This window comes from Allofournierella sp. CML151 (assembly GCF_027853465.1).
In the GTDB taxonomy this organism is placed as follows: Bacteria; Bacillota; Clostridia; order Oscillospirales; family Ruminococcaceae; genus Allofournierella.
In genome coordinates this window covers 16,172-37,237 of the sequence record NZ_JAPNNW010000022.1, presented here as the reverse complement: position 1 = coordinate 37,237, position 21,066 = coordinate 16,172, and the positions used below count along the sequence as shown (strand labels likewise).

Annotated in this window: 21 protein-coding genes; 4 read left to right on the top strand and 17 right to left on the bottom strand. The window is 55.6% G+C overall.

Going from position 1 to position 21,066, the window contains the following annotated elements; translation table 11 throughout:
* Positions 1-49: 49 nt before the first annotated feature.
* From PH256_RS13140 to PH256_RS13125, 4 genes are read right to left on the bottom strand one after another with little or no spacing between them, the layout of a single operon-like run.
* Positions 50-1,204, bottom strand: a complete 1,155-nt coding sequence (locus PH256_RS13140) for an AAA family ATPase (protein ID WP_270914532.1) — start codon at positions 1,202-1,204, stop codon at positions 50-52.
* Positions 1,194-1,529, bottom strand: a complete 336-nt coding sequence (locus PH256_RS13135) for a plasmid mobilization protein (protein ID WP_270914531.1) — start codon at positions 1,527-1,529, stop codon at positions 1,194-1,196. Before PH256_RS13135 ends, PH256_RS13140 begins: the two co-directional genes overlap by 11 nt.
* A gap of 2 nt (positions 1,530-1,531) precedes the next feature.
* A complete protein-coding gene (locus PH256_RS13130; protein WP_270914530.1) occupies positions 1,532-2,605 on the bottom strand; it encodes a site-specific integrase in 1,074 nt (357 codons plus the stop codon).
* A 2-nt stretch (positions 2,606-2,607) separates the two neighbouring features.
* Entirely contained in the window at positions 2,608-2,802 is a 195-nt protein-coding gene (locus tag PH256_RS13125) for a helix-turn-helix domain-containing protein (protein WP_270914529.1), read from the bottom strand.
* A 261-nt stretch (positions 2,803-3,063) separates the two neighbouring features.
* Here PH256_RS13125 and PH256_RS13120 point away from each other — a divergent pair, with 261 nt between their 5' ends.
* Together PH256_RS13120 and PH256_RS13115 are read left to right on the top strand one after the other, a co-directional pair.
* Positions 3,064-3,573, top strand: a complete 510-nt coding sequence (locus tag PH256_RS13120; protein ID WP_270914528.1) for a helix-turn-helix domain-containing protein — start codon at positions 3,064-3,066, stop codon at positions 3,571-3,573.
* Between the two features lie 28 nt (positions 3,574-3,601).
* Positions 3,602-4,036, top strand: a complete 435-nt coding sequence (locus PH256_RS13115; protein ID WP_270914527.1) for a selenium binding protein — start codon at positions 3,602-3,604, stop codon at positions 4,034-4,036.
* A 142-nt stretch (positions 4,037-4,178) separates the two neighbouring features.
* On the opposite strand, the gene guaA is transcribed toward PH256_RS13115, so the two are convergent.
* Entirely contained in the window at positions 4,179-5,720 is a 1,542-nt protein-coding gene (guaA, locus tag PH256_RS13110; protein WP_270914526.1) for a glutamine-hydrolyzing GMP synthase, read from the bottom strand.
* Between the two features lie 477 nt (positions 5,721-6,197).
* On the opposite strand from guaA, the gene PH256_RS13105 reads away from it, so the two are divergent.
* Complete coding sequence (locus PH256_RS13105; protein WP_270914525.1) at positions 6,198-7,556, top strand: hemolysin family protein; 1,359 nt, start codon at positions 6,198-6,200, stop codon at positions 7,554-7,556.
* A gap of 103 nt (positions 7,557-7,659) precedes the next feature.
* Here PH256_RS13105 and PH256_RS13100 read toward each other — a convergent pair whose 3' ends face one another.
* From PH256_RS13100 to PH256_RS13070, 7 genes are all read right to left on the bottom strand, one after another.
* Entirely contained in the window at positions 7,660-8,187 is a 528-nt protein-coding gene (locus PH256_RS13100; RefSeq protein WP_270914524.1) for a cob(I)yrinic acid a,c-diamide adenosyltransferase, read from the bottom strand.
* Complete coding sequence (locus PH256_RS13095) at positions 8,184-9,551, bottom strand: MATE family efflux transporter (protein ID WP_270914523.1); 1,368 nt, start codon at positions 9,549-9,551, stop codon at positions 8,184-8,186. Before PH256_RS13095 ends, PH256_RS13100 begins: the two co-directional genes overlap by 4 nt.
* A gap of 199 nt (positions 9,552-9,750) precedes the next feature.
* Positions 9,751-10,467 (bottom strand): ABC transporter ATP-binding protein, encoded by a 717-nt coding sequence (locus PH256_RS13090; protein WP_270914522.1) that lies wholly within the window; start codon positions 10,465-10,467, stop codon positions 9,751-9,753.
* Between the two features lie 2 nt (positions 10,468-10,469).
* On the bottom strand, positions 10,470-11,231 hold the full coding sequence (locus PH256_RS13085; protein WP_087184546.1) for an ABC transporter ATP-binding protein: 762 nt from the start codon (positions 11,229-11,231) through the stop codon (positions 10,470-10,472).
* 3 nt (positions 11,232-11,234) lie between these two features.
* On the bottom strand, positions 11,235-12,329 hold the full coding sequence (locus tag PH256_RS13080; protein ID WP_087184545.1) for a branched-chain amino acid ABC transporter permease: 1,095 nt from the start codon (positions 12,327-12,329) through the stop codon (positions 11,235-11,237).
* A 10-nt stretch (positions 12,330-12,339) separates the two neighbouring features.
* On the bottom strand, positions 12,340-13,221 hold the full coding sequence (locus tag PH256_RS13075; RefSeq protein WP_058966459.1) for a branched-chain amino acid ABC transporter permease: 882 nt from the start codon (positions 13,219-13,221) through the stop codon (positions 12,340-12,342).
* A gap of 217 nt (positions 13,222-13,438) precedes the next feature.
* The gene (locus PH256_RS13070; RefSeq protein ID WP_435890113.1) at positions 13,439-14,590 is read right to left on the bottom strand and encodes an ABC transporter substrate-binding protein; all 1,152 of its coding nucleotides are present in this window, start codon (positions 14,588-14,590) and stop codon (positions 13,439-13,441) included.
* 413 nt (positions 14,591-15,003) lie between these two features.
* On the opposite strand from PH256_RS13070, the gene PH256_RS13065 reads away from it, so the two are divergent.
* Complete coding sequence (locus PH256_RS13065; RefSeq protein ID WP_087184543.1) at positions 15,004-15,588, top strand: xanthine phosphoribosyltransferase; 585 nt, start codon at positions 15,004-15,006, stop codon at positions 15,586-15,588.
* Between the two features lie 119 nt (positions 15,589-15,707).
* Here the strand turns inward: PH256_RS13065 and PH256_RS13060 are convergent, their stop codons facing one another.
* The 5 genes from PH256_RS13060 to PH256_RS13040 all read right to left on the bottom strand — a co-directional run bounded on the left by PH256_RS13060 (position 15,708) and on the right by PH256_RS13040 (position 21,062).
* Positions 15,708-16,034 carry a YerC/YecD family TrpR-related protein gene (locus PH256_RS13060; RefSeq protein ID WP_087180633.1) on the bottom strand — a complete coding sequence of 109 codons (327 nt, stop codon included), beginning with the start codon at positions 16,032-16,034 and terminating at the stop codon, positions 15,708-15,710.
* Positions 16,035-16,739: 705 nt separating this feature from the next.
* Entirely contained in the window at positions 16,740-17,654 is a 915-nt protein-coding gene (gene tsf / locus PH256_RS13055) for a translation elongation factor Ts (RefSeq protein ID WP_270914521.1), read from the bottom strand.
* Positions 17,655-17,696: 42 nt separating this feature from the next.
* Positions 17,697-18,422: a 30S ribosomal protein S2 gene (gene rpsB / locus PH256_RS13050; protein ID WP_058967216.1), complete on the bottom strand. Its 726-nt coding sequence runs from the start codon at positions 18,420-18,422 to the stop codon at positions 17,697-17,699.
* A 219-nt stretch (positions 18,423-18,641) separates the two neighbouring features.
* Entirely contained in the window at positions 18,642-20,552 is a 1,911-nt protein-coding gene (locus tag PH256_RS13045) for an LTA synthase family protein (RefSeq protein WP_270914520.1), read from the bottom strand.
* A 213-nt stretch (positions 20,553-20,765) separates the two neighbouring features.
* The gene (locus PH256_RS13040; protein WP_270914519.1) at positions 20,766-21,062 is read right to left on the bottom strand and encodes a YlmC/YmxH family sporulation protein; all 297 of its coding nucleotides are present in this window, start codon (positions 21,060-21,062) and stop codon (positions 20,766-20,768) included.
* Positions 21,063-21,066 lie beyond the last annotated feature (4 nt).

The window sequence follows — 21,066 nt, the reverse complement described above, 5'->3', positions numbered from 1 at the left end:
ACCCCTTAAAACACCGTTGCGATCGTCGCGAGCGTTGCGCCTTCCTCAGTTACTTCAATTCTACTGTCATATAGGTCAACTGAATACGCCGTCCTGCGTGCTTGGTTTTGTTCTCGTATTTCACCTGATGTTCTTCCATCAAACGGCTGGCATTCACATTCAGATGCTTGGTAAGCCGGTTCACTGCCATATCCGCTTGAATCGCCTGGGCCAGCTCGGTGGGACTGCCTTCCCATTCTCGGTTCTCGGCAGACACGATCTTTGCCACAGCTCCCAGCACTGGGTCTGGCGGCTGTTTCCAAAGCTCATTTTCTGCATGGTCAAGCTCCCACACCAGACTCTCCTGGTCTTTGCTCAGATACAGCCGCTGATCCGGCTGATCTCTTCCTACCACATCCAAAGTCGCCTTGCTATCCGTCCGCTTCTCCTTCTGCATCAGGAGTGCACCATCCGCACAGCCCAGTAAACCTGTAGTTCCCGAAATCATCTCAAAGCTGTCTCCCGCAGGCTGCTTTCTGGTGTGGTGGACGATCAGGATGCAGACGCTATATCGGTCAGCAAATTGTTTCAACTTGCCGATCACCTCATAGTCGCTGGAGTAGCTGTAACTATCGCTCACCGCCTCCCGGACCTTTTGCAGAGTATCTACGATAATCAGCTTGGTACCACTATGTTCCCGGAGAAACTTTTCCAGCTGTTCATCCAAGCCGCTGCCGACCATCTTGGCACTGGTGGCAAAGTGAAGGGAGCTTGTCCCCTCCACACCAAACATGCGGAACATCCGGCGCTGCAAGCGACTCTCATCATCTTCCAATGCCAGGTAAAGAACGGTTCCCTGGTGCACTTTGTAATCCCACAGGTCTTGCCCAGTGCTGACATGGTGTGCGATCTGCGCCACCAGGAAAGACTTGCCGATTTTCGGCGCTCCGGCAAGGATATATGCTCCTGTGTAGAGCAGGTTCTCAATCACTGAGGATCTGCCTTCGAATACATGATCCATCAATTCATCCAAAGTCACCGTATGGAGGTAGGCGGGGTCGTTCATATTGCGCATTTTCTGACGCCGTTGCCGCATTCGATCTTTCAGCGTGTTGCTTTTTGTATCCGATTCTGATATAGTGATATTGTTTTCAGAGATTGACTGCCCATCATCTGCGCCAACAGATGAGCCCTGGGCGGTCATTTTCTTTTTATCATCGGTCATAGGCAAAGTCCTCCTGCATCCCGTTCATAATGGTAGCGATCATCTGGATGGTGTCCAGCAGCTCATCGTTCACACCTTGTCCGTCCTCAATCCGGCGCAGCTCGTCCAGCACAGCGGCCAGCTGATCCCGCAGCGCCTTATAGACTCTGGGGTTGCCCTGCACCACCACGTCCCGGCAGAGCAGCCGTCGGATGATATAATCCTGCTTTGTCAACCCAGCGAGTTTAACTGCCGTTTCAATCTGGGCATCCTCCTCCGGGGAGACACGAAAAGCTACAATTTTATTTCTCCAACGGTTGTGCTTGTCCAAATTCTTTGCTGACATTTTTAATTGCCCCTTTCCATGTTCAATTTGTCTGCCATTTCCGCCTGCTTGGATGGAAACAGGTGTGCGTAGTTATAAGTGATGTCGATACTCTCATGTCCCACCCTGTCTGCGATGGCCGTGGCAGAGAATCCCATGTCGATCAAAAGCGAAACCGCGCTATGACGAATATCGTGGATTCTGATGCGAGGCACTCCAGCTTCTTTGGCTCCCCGGTCCATCTCTCGGTGGAGATAGCTCTTGGTGACGGTGAACATCCGGTCATCCGGGCCGATACTATAGAGCATCTTAATATAATCCTGGATTTCCTCGGCTAAAAATTGCGGCATGGTGATGACCCGATTGCTCTTTTCGGTTTTGGGTGTGGTAATCAAATCCTGGCCGTTCAGCCGCTGGTAAGACTTATTGATAGACACAGTACATTTTTCGAAGTCAAAGTCTGCTGGAGTCAGAGCCAGCAACTCCCCCTCCCGGATACCACACCAGTAGAGCATCTCAAAGGCGTAGAAGGACAGCGGCTTTTCCATCATCACCTCAGCAAATTTCAGGTACTGTTCCTTGGTCCAAAACATCATCTCGCGATTTTTGTTTTTTCCCATACCACCAGCCTTTTTGCAGGGATTTTCTCGAAGATTATAGTATCGAACCGCATGATTAAAGATAGCACTAAGCTGATTGTGCAGCGTCTTTAAGTACACTGGTGAGTATGGTTTGCCGTTCTCGTCTCTGTGGTTCATCATCTCGTTCTGCCAGGTAATAATTTGCTGGGCAGTGATGTTACACATTTTCAGCCTGCCGAAGTAGGGCAACAGCTTGGTGCTGATGATGTGATCTTTGGTGGCCCAAGTGTTTTCCTTGAGCCGGGTCTTCATATCCGCCGTGTAGAGATCCACGAAACTCTTAAAGGTCATGTCCAGATCGGCGCTGGTTTTGTTGAGCTGTTCTCTCTCCCAGGCCTGTGCCTCCCGCTTAGTCTTGAATCCCCTCTTCTGTGTCTGCTTGCGCTCGCCATTCCAGGCCGTGTAACGGTAGACCGCCCGCCAGGTGTTGGTTTTTTCTTCCTTGTAGACTGCCATGGTTAGCCCTCCTTTCCCGCCTTGCCGTAGCAAAACTTCTCCATGAAAAAGTTTCGATTTACCCGCCCAGAGATGGTCAAATAGCCCTTGTCCCGGAGTTCAGCGTTGAGCTTGTGAATTACCTTATAGGCGTGAGACTTTGAAATTCCAAGCTCTTGGGCTACTTCCTCTACGCGCATGAAGTTTTCTGCCTGCATTGAAAATACCTCCCTTTTTTCGTTAATGAATTCGGTGTCTGGATGTTGTGCTCCATTCCCCCTCCCGTTTCTCTGCATTCTTTCGCTCGCCCGTCACTAAGCTATTATGCTTAGTTCATTTTCATTATACTAAGCATAATAGCTTATGTCAACTAGAACACGCAGGACACATTAAATAAAATTGTTTAATATTTTCTTGACTTTACTAAGCATTTCTGCTACGCTTTTTTCTGAGGATAACCAATGATTGGAGTGAATGATATGGCAATTGGTGAACGGATTCACTTTTTCCGTCTCCTTCGAGGGATGACACAGAAATATCTCGGCATGGCGCTGGGCTTTCCGGAGAAGTCCGCCGATGTGCGCCTTGCTCAGTACGAAACAGGATCAAGAACCCCTAAGGCGGACCTTACCGCTGCCCTAGCCCAGGTACTGGATGTCTCTCCCCATGCCCTCTCCGTCCCGGACATAGACTCCTATGTGGGGCTTATGCACACCTTGTTCACCCTGGAGGACAACTACGGGCTCAAGATCAGCGAGCTGGATGGAGAAGTCTGCTTGACGGTCGATGTGCGAAAAAACAAGGACGCTGCCCGGCTGCACGAGATGCTGTGCAGCTGGCGGGAGCAAGCTGCCAAGCTTGAGGCTGGCGAAATCTCCAAGGAGGACTATGACAAGTGGCGCTATCACTACCCGAAGTTTGATAAGACCAAGTGCTGGACAAAGGTACCTTCGCAGGAACTTAGTAATTTGCCAGTACAGGATGTTTGATGGAAAGATATAGTACGAGGAAATCAAGATGTACGAAAGCTATACAAGACAATCTCTACCTACTAAGCAATATCGCGAACTGTTAGGGAGCGCTATTTGTGTTTTTAACTCAAACAATGCATTTATAATTGAGAATATTCTCAGATGTGATGACTTAAATAAATACGACTGGTATCATCTAATAGACTTAGAATCAGGGCATCTCAAGGAAAGTGTTCATGAAATCATCACTTCAAAATGCGGAGATAAAATTGAAACACTGTTTGCCAAAATTATTAAAATGCGGAATCGAATTATTCATAGCTATCACATTACAAACGCATCTGACGAACAGACATTGGCGACAAAAGAAAGAGCAAAAAATGGAAATAAGCAATTCGAGATTACCGAAAAGTACCTCCTTAACTTTATAGCTCTTAATCAAGAACTTTCTGACCTACTGCATAATTTAAGAGGGTATTAAATAAAAAAGAGAGCTAACTGACTAATCAAAATCAGTTAGCTCTCTTTTTATGAATAATGAAAAAGTGTTGCCAAATCGTTGCCACGAGCCATTTCAAAAGTCAAGAAACCGCTTAACTATGCGGTTTTTCAAGGCCTTGAAATCATTCGAACTCGATGGTTGCCGGGGGCTTACCGGTGCAGTCGTACATGACGCGGTTAATGTGGGGAACCTCGTTCACGATGCGGCTGGTCACCTTGGCAATCAGATCCCAGGGCAGGTAGGCAGGCTCGGCGGTCATGAAGTCGGTGGTGGTCACCGCACGCAGGGCCACAGCGTAATCATAGGTGCGCTCGTCGCCCATAACGCCTACGCTGCGCATGTTGGTCAGTGCTGCGAAGTACTGGCCCAGGTTCTTGTCCTCACCGGCGGCAGCGATCTCCTCGCGCCAGATGGCGTCGGCGTCCTGCACCATCTTGATCTTCTCCTCGGTCACCTCACCGATGATGCGGATGGCCAGACCGGGGCCCGGGAAGGGCTGACGGCTTACCAGGTACTCAGGAATACCCAGCTGACGGCCCGCGTTGCGCACCTCGTCCTTGAACAGGTCGCGCAGAGGCTCGATGATTTCCTTGAAGTCCACGTAATCCGGCAGGCCGCCCACGTTGTGGTGGCTCTTGATCACGGTGCTCTCGCCACCGGCGCCGCTCTCCACCACGTCGGGGTAGATGGTGCCCTGCACCAGGAAGTCTACAATGCCGATTTTCTTGGCCTCTTCCTCGAAGACGCGAATAAACTCCTCGCCGATGATCTTGCGCTTCTTCTCGGGCTCTTCCACACCCTTCAGCTTATCGTAGAAGCGCTGACGGGCATTCACGCAGATGAAGTTCAGGTCGTAGGGACCCTCGGGTCCGAACACGCTGCAAACCTCTTCGCTTTCGTTCTTACGCAGCAGGCCGTGGTCCACGAACACGCAGGTGAGCTGCTTGCCCACTGCCTTGGCCAGCATAACGGCAGCCACAGAGCTGTCCACACCGCCGGACAGAGCGCACAGCACCTTTCCGTCGCCTACCTTGGCACGGATGGCCTCGATGGACTTCTCCACAAAGGAGTCCATGGTCCACTCGCCCTTGCAGCCGCAAACGTTGTACACAAAGTTGGAGAGCATCTTGGTGCCTTCCTGGGTGTGCAGCACTTCGGGGTGGAACTGCACGGCGTACAGGTTGCGCTCGGGCCACTCCATGGCAGCCACCGGGCAGTTGGTGGTGTAGGCGCTGATGGTAAAGCCGGGAGCCGCCTTCTCGATGTAATCGTTATGGCTCATCCAGCAGATGGTCTTTTCGCTCACGCCCTGGAACAGCTTGCTCTTGGTGTCCACGTTGACCTCGGTCTTGCCGTATTCCCGCTCGGGGGCAACACACACATGGCCGCCCAGCAGATGCATCATCAGCTGCGAGCCGTAGCAGATGCCCAGCACGGGGATGCCCAGCTCGAACACCTCGGTGCTGATGGAGGGGGAATCCTCCAGATATACGCTGTTGGGGCCACCGGTAAAGATGATGCCGGCGGGCTTTTTCTCCCGGATGGCCTCCATGGCCTTGGTGTAGGACACGATCTCGCTGTAAACGTGGCACTCACGCACACGGCGGGCGATCAGCTGATTGTACTGGCCGCCAAAGTCCACAACTAAGATGGTTTCTGCCATTGATTTTCCTCCCTTTGCGACTGGTTTGCTTCACAGTTTACCCATGATTATAGCACATCTTTTGGGGCAAGGAAACAGCAAAATCGAAAATTTGCCGGTATTTCGCCGCTTTTTCCGTTTTTCCAGTGCGCACAGCGATTATCCAGCCGATACTGGTAAAAGCGCCCAAAATCGCCCCCATCCGACGCTTGACAAAGCTGCCTCATATCCTGTATCATCTAGGTATTCCCACTAAACCCGAAAAGGAGAGCATTTGATTTATGGACGACGGCGACCCTGTCCGATGCCCCATTGCAATTGAATCAGACAGACGGTACAAGACACACCTGTTTTCTGCCCTTGCGGGAAACGGGCGTGTCTTTTTGCGTTTCAGACGGATGCTGCGCTAGCGGCACTTTCCTCTTTGCGGGTGTCAATCCGACTTGCCCGCCCCGCCTGTTTTTTGATTCACCAACTTGAAAAAGGAGCTTATATTTTATGAACCCCATTGTATGGCAGATTCTTCTGCAAATCATTCTGATCGCACTGAACGCAGTGTTCGCCTGCGCTGAGATCGCAGTGATCTCGGTGAGCGACGCCAAGCTGGCCCAGCTCATTGCCCAGGGCGACAAGCGCGCTGTGCGGCTGGCCCGGCTGACCAGCCAGCCCGCTCGCTTTTTGGCCACCATTCAGGTCGCCATTACCCTGTCCGGCTTCCTGGGCAGCGCCTTCGCGGCGGACAACTTCGCGGGCATCCTGGTGGACAGCCTGCTCAGCCTGGGTGTGCCGGTGCCCGCCCATACCCTAAACGCAGTATCGGTGGTGCTCATCACCCTGATTCTTTCCTACTTTACTCTGGTATTCGGTGAGCTGGTACCCAAACGCCTGGCCATGAAAAAGGCGGAAAGCCTGGCGCTGTCCATGTCCGGCATGATCTCAGCGCTGGCCCGGGTGGCCTCCCCCATCGTGTGGGTGCTCACCGCCTCCACCAACCTTGTACTCCGACTGTGCGGTCTGGACCCCAACGCTGAGGAGGACGAGGTGAGCGAGGAAGAAATCCGCATGATGGTGGACGCGGGCAGCGAAAAGGGTGTGATCGACCAGGAGGAACGGGAGTTCATCCAGAACGTATTTGAGTTTGACGACCGCACCGTGGCCGAATTCGCCACCCACCGCACCGAGCTGACCGTGCTCTGGCAGGAGGACAGCGACGAGGTTTGGGCTGCCACCATCCGGGAGAGTCGCTTCGCCAAATACCCGGTATGCGGTGAGACCGCCGACGATGTAATCGGTATCCTGAACGTGCGGGATTACTTCCGCCTGCAGGACCGCAGCCGTGCTCAGGTGATGGAAAAGGCGGTACGTCCGGCCTATTTTGTGCCCCAGCATCTGCGGGCGGACGTGCTGTTCCGGGAAATGAAGCGCACTCGCAACCATTTTGCCGTGGTACTGGACGAATACGGCGGTGTGACCGGTGTGGTGACCATGAACGACCTGCTGGAGCAGCTGGTGGGTGATCTGGAGGACGACATGGAAAAGGCTGCTCAGCCCCGGGAGATCGAACCTCTGACCCCCGGCCGCTGGCGGGTACAGGGCTCCGCTCCCCTGAAGGAGGTAGCCCGCAGTCTGTCGCTGGAGATAGACGAAGAGCTTCTGGATACATACGACACCTTCGGCGGCTTTGTGTTCGGTCAGCTGGGCACGGTACCTGCCGACCAGGAGCGTTTTTCCGCCAAGCTGCCGCCGGTGTGCATTTACACCGCTCGGGTGCGGGACCACCGGCTGGAGGATGCGGTGGTAAGCCCTCTGGCTCCGCCGGAGCCTGCCAAAGCGGATGAGAATGCCGAAGAGCGCTAATTTCCCCGTTTTTCTCCTTCCATAAACAACAACGAAAAAACGCCCGTGATCTGTGCAGTTTGCCAGATCACGGGCGTTTTCTGTTTTTGTATCCGAAGGCGTTTTAGAACTCCACACCCTTGCGGCCCGGGATGCCCCGGTCGAAGGGATGACGGTGGCAGCGCATTTCGGTGCAGTAGTCCGCCGCATCCATCAGCCACTGGGCGGGCTCGTGGGCGGTGATCACCAGCTCCAGTCCTGCAGGCTTGTGCTCCACCAGCTGGCGCAGGATATTCATATCCTCCAGCATATCCAGCTGGCAGAGGGAGCCTGCCTCGTCCAGCACCAGCAGGTCCACCTGGTCCTCGTTCACCAGACGGATGGCCTCGTTCAGCATCTTCTGCTGCACGGCCCGGGCGGCCTGTTTTTCTTCTTCGGTCATTTTGAAGACGAACTTCATGGTTTCAGTGCTGCGGATTACCCTGGCACCCAGCTTTTCCAGCCCGGCAACCTCCCCGCTGGGGTAGCTTTTCAGGAACTGGACCACCACCACACGCCAGCCGTTACCCAGCGCCCGCAGCGCCAGGCCCATGGAGGCGGTGGTTTTGCCCTTGCCGTTGCCGAAATAAAGATGTGTCAAGCGTTCTTTCATGTTGTTTCTCCTTTTGCGCTCCCGGTCAGCACAGCCTGCAACCGGGCACGGTTTTTCCAGTAATATACAAAGCCCACCAGGTCTGCCAGGAACCAGCCGATGGGAACCGACCACCAGATGCCGGTGACCCCGATGGCCGGGATCGCGGACAGGCCATAGGCCAGGATGACTCGGGTACCCAGCGAAAGAATGGTAAGCACCACCGACATGCCCGGCTTTTCCATGGCCCGATAGAGGCCGTACAGCAAAAACAGACAGCCGATGCCGTAGTAGAAGCTTCCCTCAATGCGCAGATACTGCACGCCGATGGCCAGGATCTCGGTCTCCTCAGGGGCCACAAAGATGAGCATCAGCGGGTGGGCAAAAACAAACACCAGGGCGCTCACTGCCACACAGAACCCGGCCGAGATGGCCACCGCCCGCCGGATGCCCTTCTGGATGCGGTCAGCCTTGCCTGCTCCGTAGTTCTGGGCCACGAAGGTGGAAAAGGCGTTGCCCAGATCCTGGGCAGGCATGTAGGCGAAGGTGTCGATCTTCACCGCGGCCGCAAAAGCAGACATCACCGTCGGGCCAAAGCTGTTCACCCGGCCCTGCACCATCAGGATGCCGAAGTTCATAATGGACTGCTGCATGCAGGTGAGCAGTGAGTAACTGGCCACCTCGGCCAGACGGGCCCGGCCAAAGCGCCAGTGCTGTTTGTGGGGCAGCAGCTCCCGGGCACCGAACAGGCTGTACACCGCCAGCCCGATGCCGGACAGATACTGGCTGAGCACGGTGGCAAAGGCCGCTCCCGCCACGCCCCAGTCAAAGCGCAGCACGAAAAGCAGATCCAATCCGATGTTCATTACCGAGGAAACGCCCAAAAAAGCCAGCGGCACCGCCGAGTTGCCCACCGCCCGCAGCATACAAGCGAAATAGTTGTACAGGAAGGTGGCGGGAATGCCCGCAAAGATCACCAGCAGATACACCCGCATCAGGTCCCAGACCTGCTCCGGTACCTGCAGCAGAGCCAGAATGGGGTCCACCAGCAGATAAACGCCCACGGTAAGCAGGGCAGCCAACACGCCGATCAGCGTAAAGGAGGCCGCCACGCAGGAGCGCATCCGCTCCCCGTCCCGCTGACCCCAGCAGATGGATACCAGCGCTCCGCTGCCCATGGCAAGGCCCAGCAGAATCGACGTGAGGAAGGTCATGAGCGTGTAAGCCGAGCCCACCGCCGCCAGGGCATTTGCCCCCAGAAACCGGCCCACGATCAGGGTATCGGCAATGTTGTACAGCTGCTGCAGCAGATTGCCCGCAATCATAGGCAGTGAAAACAGCACCAGGGTCTTTGTGATACCGCCCTGGGTCAGATCCTTTGTCAACGAAAACCGCCTCCATACCAAAGCAAAAAGCGCCCGCCCTGCTCCGGTCAAAGCCGGGCATCTGGGCTGAGCGCTTTTTATTATAGCATATTTTCTCCGGTTGATACAGCGGCTTTGTTTCATCTGAGTTATCAGCCATTAAAGCAAACGCCCCTTTCGGAGAATTTTCGGAGGGGGCGTTTGTTCGGTTATTTTCTGCTCAGCAGCCCAGGTAAGCTTTGCGCACTTCGATGTTATTGGCCAGCTCATCGGCGGGGCCTTCCATCTTCACGGTGCCGGTTTCCAGCACGTAGGCGCGGTCGGCAATCTCCAGAGCCATCTTGGCGTTCTGTTCCACCAGCAGAACGGTCACACCGTCCTTGTTTACGTCCTCGATGATCTTGAAGATCTCCTTGACCAGCAGGGGCGACAGGCCCATGGAGGGCTCATCCAGCAGCAGCATCTTGGGCTTGCACATCAGTGCACGGCCAATGGCCAGCATCTGCTGCTCACCGCCGGACAGAGTGCCTGCCTGTTGCTTGCGCCGCTCCTTCAAACGGGGCAGCCGGTCGAACACCATTTCCAGATCCTGCGCAATGGCGGAAGCGCCGTCCTTACGGGTGAAGGCGCCCATAGACAGATTCTCCTGCACGGTCAGGTGGCTGAACACCCGGCGTCCTTCCGGAACCTGAGCCAGGCCCAGACGGATGATCTTGTGCGCTTCCATCTGGCTGATGCGGTTGCCCAGGAAGTCGATGGTGCCGCTCTTGGGCTTCAGCAAACCGGAAATGGCATGCATGGTTGTGGTCTTACCGGCGCCGTTGGCACCGATCAGGGTCACAATCTCGCCCTCGTCCACATGGAACGAGATATCCTTGATGGCATGGATGGAGCCATAGAACACATTCAGATCGCTTACGCGAAGCATCTCACCCATGGTCAGTCACCTCCCAGATATGCCGCAATGACCTTGGGGTTATTGCGGATGGATTCGCCGTTGCCCTGGGCAATGACCCGGCCGTAATCCAGCACATAGATGTATTCGCAGATGCCCATCACGAAGTTCATGTCGTGCTCAATGAGCAGGATAGCCACATCGAACTCCTTTTGCACGAACTTGATGGTGTTCATCAGCTCCTCGCTCTCGCTGGGGTTCATGCCAGCAGCGGGTTCGTCCAGCAGCAACAGCTTGGGATTGGTGGCCAACGCACGGGCGATCTCCAGCTTGCGCTGCTTGCCGTAAGGCAGGCTGGAAGCAGGCAGATTGGCTTCCTTATCCAGATCAAAGATTTTAAGCAGCTTCATGGCACGGTAGTCCATCTCCTGCTCCTTCTCCTTGAAGCCAGGCAGGCGGAACACACCGGTCCACATAGGATACTTGACCTGGTTGTGCAGGCCGATTTTCACGTTGTCCAGCACGGTCATCTGGCTGAACAGGCGGATGTTCTGGAAAGTACGGGCAATGCCGGCCTGGTTGATCTTGGCCGGAGCCTTGCCGGTGATGTTCTTTCCATCCAGGATGATATCACCCTCGGTGGGGCGGTACACGCCGGTGAGCATATTAAACACCGTGGTTTTGCCCGCACCGTTGGGGCCGATCAGGCCATACAGATGACCCTTTTCGATCTTCATATCCAGCTGGGCCACCGCCTGCAGACCGCCAAAAGCGATGCCCACATTCATTACTTCAAGCAGAGCCATGGATTATGCCTCCCCCTTGTTTTGTTTTTTCGACTGTGCCAGCTTCTGGAACAGGCCGATGGTGGAAAGCTTTTCCCACACCTGATGGCGCCAGGCCACCACCTGGGGGCTCTGGTTGAAGATCATCATAACGATCAGGATCACCGCATAGATCAGCATGCGGTAGTCGTTCAGGCCGCGCAGCAGCTCAGGCAGCACATACAGAACCGCAGCCGCAATCACAGAGCCGCGGATGTTACCGATGCCGCCCAGAACCACGAATACCAGCACCAGGATGGAGGTGTTGTAGTCAAACTTCTTGGCCGCCAGAGCGGACATATTCAGCGCATACAGTACGCCCGCCATACCTGCCAGGAAGGCGGAGGTGATGAAAGCCATCAGCTTGTACTTGGTCACATTGATGCCGGTTGCCTCGGCAGCGATGCGGTTGTCACGGATGGACATGATCGCACGGCCAGCGCGGGAATTGATCAGGTTCAGCACCACAAACAGGGTGATGAGCACCAGGATGATGCCCGCGGTGAAGCTAGAGGCCTTGGTCATGCCGCTGATGCCGATGGCGCCATTGATGATGACCTCGCCGTCCTCGCCCATGTTCAGAGATGTGGCATCCTTCATGGAGAAATGGAAGCCGTTGCTGTCCCAGCCCAGATAGATGGCATTCAGGATGTTCTTGATGATCTCGCCGAAGGCCAGGGTTACGATGGCCAGATAGTCACCCCGCAGCCGCAGCACAGGGATGCCGATCAGGAAGCCGAATACACCGGCCATCACGCCGCCGATGAGCATGGCCACCGCCAGACCCAGAGCGGAGGGCAGGTTCTGCCCCGCGATCATCCAGTACACCGCGCCGGAAAAAGCACCGACGCTCATGAAGCCAGCATGGCCCAGGCTCAGCTCGCCCAGGATGCCGACGGTCAGGTTCAGGGATACTGCCAGGACCACATAGGTGCAGATGGGCACCAGCATGCCCTGCATGGAGTTGCTCAGCAGACCGCCGCTGGCCAGCAGCTGCATCACCAGATAAAACAGCACTACAATGCCATAGGTGATCAGGTTGCTGCGGGTGGACTTTTTCATGGTTTTCAGCATATTCATAACCGCCACCTCACACCTTTTCACTGATTTTCTTGCCCAGCAGGCCGGTGGGACGCACCAGCAGCACAATGATCAGCACCGCGAACACGATGGCGTCCGCCAGCTGGGTGGAAATGTAAGCTTTGCTCATGATTTCGATCACGCCCAGCAGGATGCCGCCCACAAAGGCGCCGGGAATGGAGCCGATACCGCCGAACACCGCAGCAGTGAAGGCCTTGATGCCAGGCATGGCACCGGTGGTGGGCTGCAGAGTGGGATAGGCGGAGCACAGCAGCACGCCGGCCACTGCAGCCAGGGCAGAACCGATGGCGAAGGTCATGGCGATGGTAGAGTTCACATTGATGCCCATCAGCTGAGCAGCGCCCTTATCCTCGCTCACGGCCAGCATAGCCCGGCCCATTTTGGTGTTGTTCACGAAGAAGATCAGACCAGCCATGATGATAGCGCTCACCACAATGGTCACAATGGTCTCGCCGGAGATGACCAGACGGCCACCGGCCAGCTGCACCGGAGCCAGCCCCACCACGGAGGTGAAGGACTTGGGGTCCGCGCCCCAGATGAGCAGCGCCAGGTTCTGCAGCAGGTAGCTCACGCCGATGGCGGTGATCAGAACTGCCAGAGAAGAGGCACTGCGCAGCGGCTTATAGGCAAACCGCTCGATTACGATGCCCAGCAGCGTGCACAAAGCCATGGAAATAACAATGGCCAGCAGCGGAGGCATGCCCATCTGGTTCACCGCAATGAACACAATGTAGCTGCCCACCATGATTACGTCGCCATGGGCAAAGTTCAGCATCTTGGCAATGCCGTACACCATGGTGTAGCCCAAGGCGATGATGGCATACACACTGCCCAGGCTGATGCCGTTGATTAAGTAGGATAGAAATTCCATACTCGATTCCCCTTTTTTCGCGGCGGCGGACCGGTGATGCCTACACCTGTCTGCCGCCACCGCACAGAATATATGGATTATTATAGCACTGCTGTAAAGTGCACACAAGAATCCCGCAGCATTTTCTGCCGGATTTTGCCGGTTTTTGAATAAAAAAGGGCTGCTGCGCCCCCGGCGAGCAGCCCTTTCAGCACCGGACCAGGCCGGACTGTTTCAATTACATTGCGGTGTAGGCACCGTTCTGGATCTTAACGGCACGAGGAGCCTTGTTTACTTCGCCGGTGGCTTCCCACTTCATGCCTTCGCCGGTCAGACCGTCTACGGTGATCTGAGTCATGGCAGCTTTCAGCGCATCGCAAACAGCAGAAGCGTCCATATCAGCGGTCACACCACCCTGCTCGCAGGCAGCCAGGATGGTGTAAACACCGTCGTAAGCGTCAGCAGCGAACTGGTTGGGAGTCTCGCCGTACTTCTCTTCATACTTGGAAACGAAGTTCTGGGTCTTCTCGTCCTGCGCGTCGGCAGCGAAGGGAGTCAGCAGCATTACGCCCTCGAACAGGGAGGTGTCGGCGCCTTCGATGGTCAGCAGACCGTCCAGACCGTCACAACCAAATACAGAAGCGGTGCAGCCCTGCTTGTTCATCTCCTGGATGATCAGGTTGGCTTCGCTGTAGTAGATGGGCAGGAACACCAGCTCAGCGCCGGAGCTCTTGGCCTTCTGAACCTGTACGGAGAAATCGGTCTTGTTGTCGGCAGTGAAAGCCTCGTCGGCTACGATCTCCAGGCCCTTGGTGGCAGCCTCTTCCTTGAACTTGTCGTGGATGCCGGAAGAATAAGCGTCGGAGCTGTCGTAGATGATGGCGATCTTGGTGGCCAGGCCGTTATCAGCGATGTAGTCCGCGGAAGCAACGCCCTGGTTGGGGTCGGTGAAGCAAACCTGGAAGGCATTGTCTTCCTTGATGACATCCACTGCAGAAGCAGAGGGAGTCAGCAGGAACATGTTGTCCGCAGCGGTCTCAGGTGCTACGGTCAGGCAGGGCTGAGTGGTAACGGTGCCCAGCAGAGCCTGCATGCCCCAGTCCTTCAGGTTATTGTAAGCGTTCAGAGACTTCTCAGGGTCATTCTCGTCGTCCTGGAAGTTCAGCTCGAACTGCAGGCCGCCCTGGGCGTTGATCTCTTCCACAGCCAGCTCGGCGCCGTTCTTAACAGCGTTGCCGTAGATTGCAGCGCCGCCGGTCAGGGGGCCGATGCCGCCGATCTTAATGGCCGCGCCGGAGGCGGTGCCGGTGGTGGATGCTGCACCGGAAGCGGTGGATGTCGCGCCGCTGGTGCCGGATGCACCGCCACAAGCAGCGAAGCTGAATGCCATTGCGGCCGCAAGGACCAAACTCATTGCTTTTTTCATGTGGGTTCTCCTCCGATCTTCCCCCGCACACCCCTTATCTGTTTTCTGTGGGGGGAATTTTTTGCTTTTCTAAATTATACGGACATCAGTGTAAAATTGCAATTCGCTATTTTCACATACTTTTTATCGTTGTAAAGCGCAAACGTAGTGATAATGCACAGCCTTCTTTGGTTTTTTGGACAAATTAATCTGTTCATTTGGCAATTTGTAATGCTTTCGTTATTATTCTTCCAGGAAAAAGCTGTTTTTTCAGCAAAAAAGAGCGTTTTAAGCATTGCAAACCCTTCGCTTTTCTGTATAATAGGTGTATTACCTTTTTCCGTGTGTGCATTTTGCCCGCGGTGGGGATACTTTTGTGTAGGGAGCGTTATAAAAGTATGAAACTGCTGGAAGAGCGAATCGTAAAGGACGGTCAGGTCCGCCCGGGCAATATTATTAAAGTGGATTCCTTTTTGAACCATCAGCTGGATGTAAACCTGCTGGACGAGATCGGCAAGGAATTCTATCGGATTTACAAGGACGACGGCATCAACAAGATCCTCACCATCGAGGCCTCCGGTATTGCCATCGCCTGCATGACCGCCCGTTACTTTGATGTTCCGGTGGTATTTGCCAAGAAGGCAAAGAGCAAAAATCTGGACGGCGAGGTCTTTACCTCCACCGTACATTCCTTTACTTACGGTAAAGACTACGACATCACCCTGGCCAAGAAGTTCCTGGGCCCCGAGGATCGGGTGCTGATCCTGGACGATTTCATGGCAGTGGGTAAGGCCATGCACGGCCTGCTGGATGTATGTGAGCAGGCCGGCGCCACCGTGTGCGGCATTGGTATCACCATTGAGAAGGGCTTCCAGCCCGGCGGTGACTCCCTGCGCGCTGCGGGCTACAAGCTCACCAGCCTGGCCATTGTGGAAGGCGTGGACGACGAGGGCAACATTATCTTCCGTCCCCAGGAAGGCTAAGCGCTCACCGGCGGCAACCCGTTCCCTGAGAATCGGGCCACATCAAATCAAACAAAAAGAACACCCGGATGAAATACATCCGGGTGTTCTTTTTCATTCTTATGGGGAACCTTGTCCGCTTATTCCGCAGCCTGCTCACCTTCGGGCTGGGCATTCTGCTTCACGCGGTCGATGATCAGCTCGTAGCCGCCGTTGCCATACTGGATGCAGCGGTTGATGCGGCTGATGGTCGCCGTGCTGATTTCCACGCTCTTTACGATCTGCTCGTAAGTCTTGCCGTCCAGCAGCATCTTGGCAGCCTCCAGACGCTGGGCCATGTCGGCCAGCTCCTTCATGGTGCAAAGATCCTCGAAGAAGGTATAGCACTCTTCCATGCTCTGCAAAGAAAGGATGGCCTCGAACAACGCGGTGGTCGCGGGGTTTCTCAGATGATTCTTGTCAGCCATTACGCACCTCACAATTTGCTTTCTTGTTTTATTTGACTAAAGTGTATCACATAAAATTCCAAAAAGCAAGCCCGCACCATGGAATTTTTACGGTAATTTACACAAAGCTTTGCCCGTTTTGCCGCAGCTCACACAGGCAAAAAAACAGAGCCTGCCCCGCCTTCTTTTCAGCGGACGGCCCTTATCTCTCATGAGCAGGGATTATTGTAGCACGACTTTTGGCCATTTGCAAGCGATTTGGTCGAATTACCACTTTATTATTGCAAATTAGTACATTGAAACAATGTGTATGCTCCAAAAGGACAAAACGCAGCAATCAAAACCGAATCGAAATGCCGGTTCCCAAGTTTTTCCCACGCAGAATTCCGCGTAAAAAGCACATTTCATCACTTCTGGCTGCTTGATCACCTTGCTTGTTTATTACAAACTCAGAGAAGAAAAAGCACAGAAAAAGGGCGGTGCTCATTTGAGCACCGCCCTCTACGGCTTGTTTGTCAGCCCTTGTGCGCTGTTTCGCAGTGTGCGACTTAAAACCACTGCGAACGCCGGGCCGAAGCCTTCTATTCACAATCGGATCACCGGGCCGTACACAGCCCCGCCTGTTCTCCCAAAGGCTTTCGCCCACAAAAACGGGACCAGCACTGCACCGGCAGGATGAAAGCGAATGATCTGCGCCCCGGAAGGCACGAGTAAGCCGAAATCGACTTACTTCATCATGCTGGCAACCTCGGCAGCGAAGTCGTCGGACTTCTTCTCCAGGCCCTCGCCCTTCTCGTAACGGGCGAACTTGGTGATCTTGATCTCGCCGCCCAGCTCCTTGGCCACCTTATCGGTGTACTTGGCAACGGTCAGCTCGTTGTCCTTAACGAACTCCTGATCCACCAGGCAGTTCTCCTTGTAGAACTTGCCGATGCGGCCCAGAACCATCTTCTCCTTGATGGCGTCGGGCTTGTTGGCGTTCTTGGGATCGTTAGCGATCTGAGCCAGCAGGATCTCCTTCTCCTTCTCGATCACCTCAGCGGGCACATCGGCCTCGCACAGGTAACCGGGGTTGGCAGCGGCGATCTGCATGGCAATGTCCTTGCCGTAAGCCTCGAACTCGGGCTTCGCAGCGATCTCCTCGCTGGTCTCGAAGCTAACCAGAACGGCATGGGTGCCGCCGGCATGGATGTAAGCGGAGCAGATGCCCTCGAAGCGCTCGAAACGGCGGATCTTGATGTTCTCGCCGATGACCAGGATCTTCTCCTTCAGAGCAGCCTCAACGGTGTCCTCGCCCATCTTGCAGGCCAGCAGAGCGTCCACGTCAGCGGGGTTCTGCTCGGCAACAACATTGGCAACGTCCTTTACGAAGGTCTGGAACATATCGTTCTTGGCCACGAAGTCGGTCTCGGCGTTCACCTCAACCACAACGCCTACTTTGCCGCAGACAGTGGCGTAAACCATGCCCTCGGCGGCGATGCGGCCAGCCTTCTTCTGAGCGGCAGCCAGGCCCTTCTCACGCAGGTACTCAACAGCCTTGTCGAAATCGCCATTGGACTCGGTCAGAGCCTTCTTGCAATCCATCATGCCGCAGCCGGTCTGCTCACGCAGGTTCTTAACGTCTTGTGCAGTAAAAGCCATTTTGATTATCCCCTTTCGTTATCGGTGGAAAATGGTGGGTGCTCAGGCCTCAGCAGCCTCAGCGGTCTCCTCGGCGGCGTTCTGCTCGCCCTGGCGGCCTTCCATCACGGCGTCGGCCATAGCGCCGGCGATCAGCTTAACAGCACGGATGGCGTCGTCGTTGCCGGGGATCACGTAGTCGATCTCGTCGGGGTTGCAGTTGGTGTCGACGATAGCCACGATGGGGATGTTCAGCTTGCGGGCCTCAGCCACAGCAATGCGCTCCTTGTGGGGGTCAACGATGAACATCGCCTTGGGCAGGCCGTGCATGTTCTTCACACCGCCCAGGAACTTCTCCAGCTTCTCGATCTCCAGCTCCAGCTTGGCAACTTCCTTCTTGGGCAGCAGATCAAAGGTGCCGTCCTCGCTCATCTGGCGCAGCTGCTCCAGACGGTCGATGCGCTTGCGGATGGTGCGGAAGTTGGTCAGCATGCCGCCCAGCCAACGAGCGTTCACATAGTGCATGCCGCAGCGGGTAGCCTCGTCCTTAATGGACTCCTGAGCCTGCTTCTTGGTGCCGACAAACAGGATCTCGCCGCCCTCGGAAGCAACCTCGCGAACAAAGTTGTAAGCCTCGTCCAGTTTCTTAACGGTCTTCTGCAGGTCGATGATGTAGATGCCGTTACGCTCGGTGAAGATGTACTTCGCCATCTTGGGGTTCCAGCGGCGGGTCTGGTGACCGAAGTGCACGCCGGCTTCGAGAAGCTGCTTCATAGATACTACTGCCATGTTTAAATCCTCCAAAAAATTGTTTTTACCTCCGCATTGCATGCATGATCTCCCACCCTTGCAGGCACAGGGGAACAAAGCAATGCGTGTGTATTGCCGGTATAGTATACCACAAGGGTGCCTGGATTACAAGCACTTTTTTCGCATTTCTCCGCGAAAAAAGCTGCGAAACACCGCAAAAAAGGGCGGCGGAGCCCCGCAAGGCTCTGCCGCCCCCTCTCACTGCTCTTCCAGGGCGTATTCCTGGCCGAACATCAGGTCATATTGCAGCATCCAGTGCTCATCAAACCACTGGGTCTGTTCTTCGGTCAGCTCCTCGGTATCCGCCGAGCCGTCCGGCTGAATGGTCACACCGTGCGTACGGCTGCGGTAAACCGACAGCTGGTCGATCAGGTGGTCGAACAGCGCGGGCTGCTCCAGGCCGTACAGTTCGAAGGTCACCGGGCTGATTTCGTAGGCCGCTACGGTGCCGATGTCCACCGGCTCGTCCCAGTAGTTGGACCAGATCATCAAGGGCATCTGGTGCAGCTCCGGGGCCTCGCTGTCCTGCGAGGAGGAGTAACCCGTGGCGGTGTAAACCTCATAGCCGCTGCCGATGGGGTTGTAATGGTCGCCCCAGAACACCAGAATCACCGGCTCATCCACCTGGGAGAAGTAATCGGTCAGCTCGCCCAGCATAGCGTCCGCTTCCTTCACGCCGGTGGCGAAGTCCCGCAGAGCGCCCAGGGTCTTGTCGCTGATGCCCTCGGGGGCTTTCACAATATCCACCAGCTCCTCCTCGGGGTAGTTGGCCTCGTTGTAGCTGGTGTGGTTCTGCATGGTCACCGCGTGCATGAACAGGGGCTGATCCTGGTCCCGCTCCTCCCATTCCTGGATGATGCGGCGGGTCATCTCAGCGTCGGTCACCAGACCGCCGCCCCAGTAGTAGTCACGCTTCTTCTCCGGATTTTCGAAATCCTCCAGCGAGATGAATTCGTCAAAGCCCAGATTGGGGTAAGCGGTGTTGCGGCTCCAGAACTTGGCATAATAGCAGTGGACCGCCTGGGTGGCGTAGCCCTGCTCTTTTAAATAGGAAGCCACCGAGAACATGGGCCGGGTCACATGCTGCTGGAAGGGCTTGCACCCACTGGGCAGGAACTCCACCGAGTAGCCGGTGAGCGCCTCAAACTCCACATCGCAGGTGCCGCCGCCGAAGCTGGGGCTGTAGGCCTTGCCATAGGCGGCGCTTTCCATCAGCCGGTGCAGATTGGGGGTGATCTCCTGATCGAACTCCACCCCGTATTCCTCCAGCTCGGCCACATCCCAGAAGGACTCGTTCATCACGAAGATGATATTGGACTGGGTCACAGACCCGTCGCCCTCATTTTTATAGCTGCCCTCAAATTCCGGGGCCAAGTCCTGAGAAGCATCCTTATCAATGATGGCCTGCACCGCCTCCTGGCTATAGCCCTCGGGCTTATCCACCTGCAGGTTCTGAATGTTGGTCAGAAAGCCCGCAATCACACCGTAGTTGCGATAGTAGCGGTTCTGCATCCACATATCCGGTGTGATGCCCACCAGCTGTGAGACCGTGGGGCTGATGAACACCCCGAACACCAGGGCAAGCGCCCCCACCGCGGGGATACCGGCGCCCAGCAGCCGGGCACGGATGCCGGTCTTCGGTTCCCGCACAAAACAGGCCAGCACAAACAGCAGGGCAAAAATCAGCCCGCTGACCCACATGGAGGTCTGCAGCTCCACGCCGGATTTGCCCACCACATCGGTGGCTTCGGAAAACTGGGACAGATCCCAGGGAAAGAAGGGCTCGCCCCGCAGCTTCAGTTTAAAATATGTAACCGCCGCCGGGATGCAGCCCAGCAAACCAGTCACAGCCACCGCCAGCGGATGCAGCCGGGTGGCCCGGGCAAGCGCCTGATAGATACAGCCCAGCAGCAGCCAGGTGAGCAGGAAAGCAGGCAGATGAGGCAGCACATTATCGGTGAGCACCGCCATAGTCAGCTCGCCCCGGTGAATCCACTCGGTGCACACCAGAGTGATCAGGCTCACCAGCGGAGCCATAACATAGCGCAGCGGGCTCAGCCGCCGGGTAATGCCGGCAAAAACCGACGGTTTTGTCTTTACGTTTTGCAACGAATTGTTCCTCCTTTGGCCGGGCAAGCGTGGCCTGCACCGGCAGACTTCCCCGCCCTGGCCTCGCACCCTTTGCTGAAAAAGAAACGAGGCTGCGGCGGTATTTGTTTCATTTCCCGGGCAAATTTTTACCCGCAGAGTATTTTTTGTAAAATTCGTGTTAAACGGAAACGCTGTTTATTATACGACGTTTTTTGCAGACGGCGCAAGTTTTCAACTGCTTACAAATTTGTGAAAGATTGCCCAAACGCCCTCCTCCTTTGGCGGCGGAGGCTCCGGCAACGGGCAGTTCACCAGGATCACATCCTCGCCGATGGTCTCGATCTGCTGCCAGGAGATGACCAGATCCTCCCCTCTGCCCAGCAGGCCGAACCAGCGGGGCCGCCCCCGCAAAATCAGCCCACGCACCCGGGCGTTGCTCAGCTCCAGGTCCAGGTCATCTGCCCGGCCCAGTTTGGTGCCGGAGCCCAGCTGCACCACATCCTTTTTACACAGTTGCCGCAATGTCACAGCC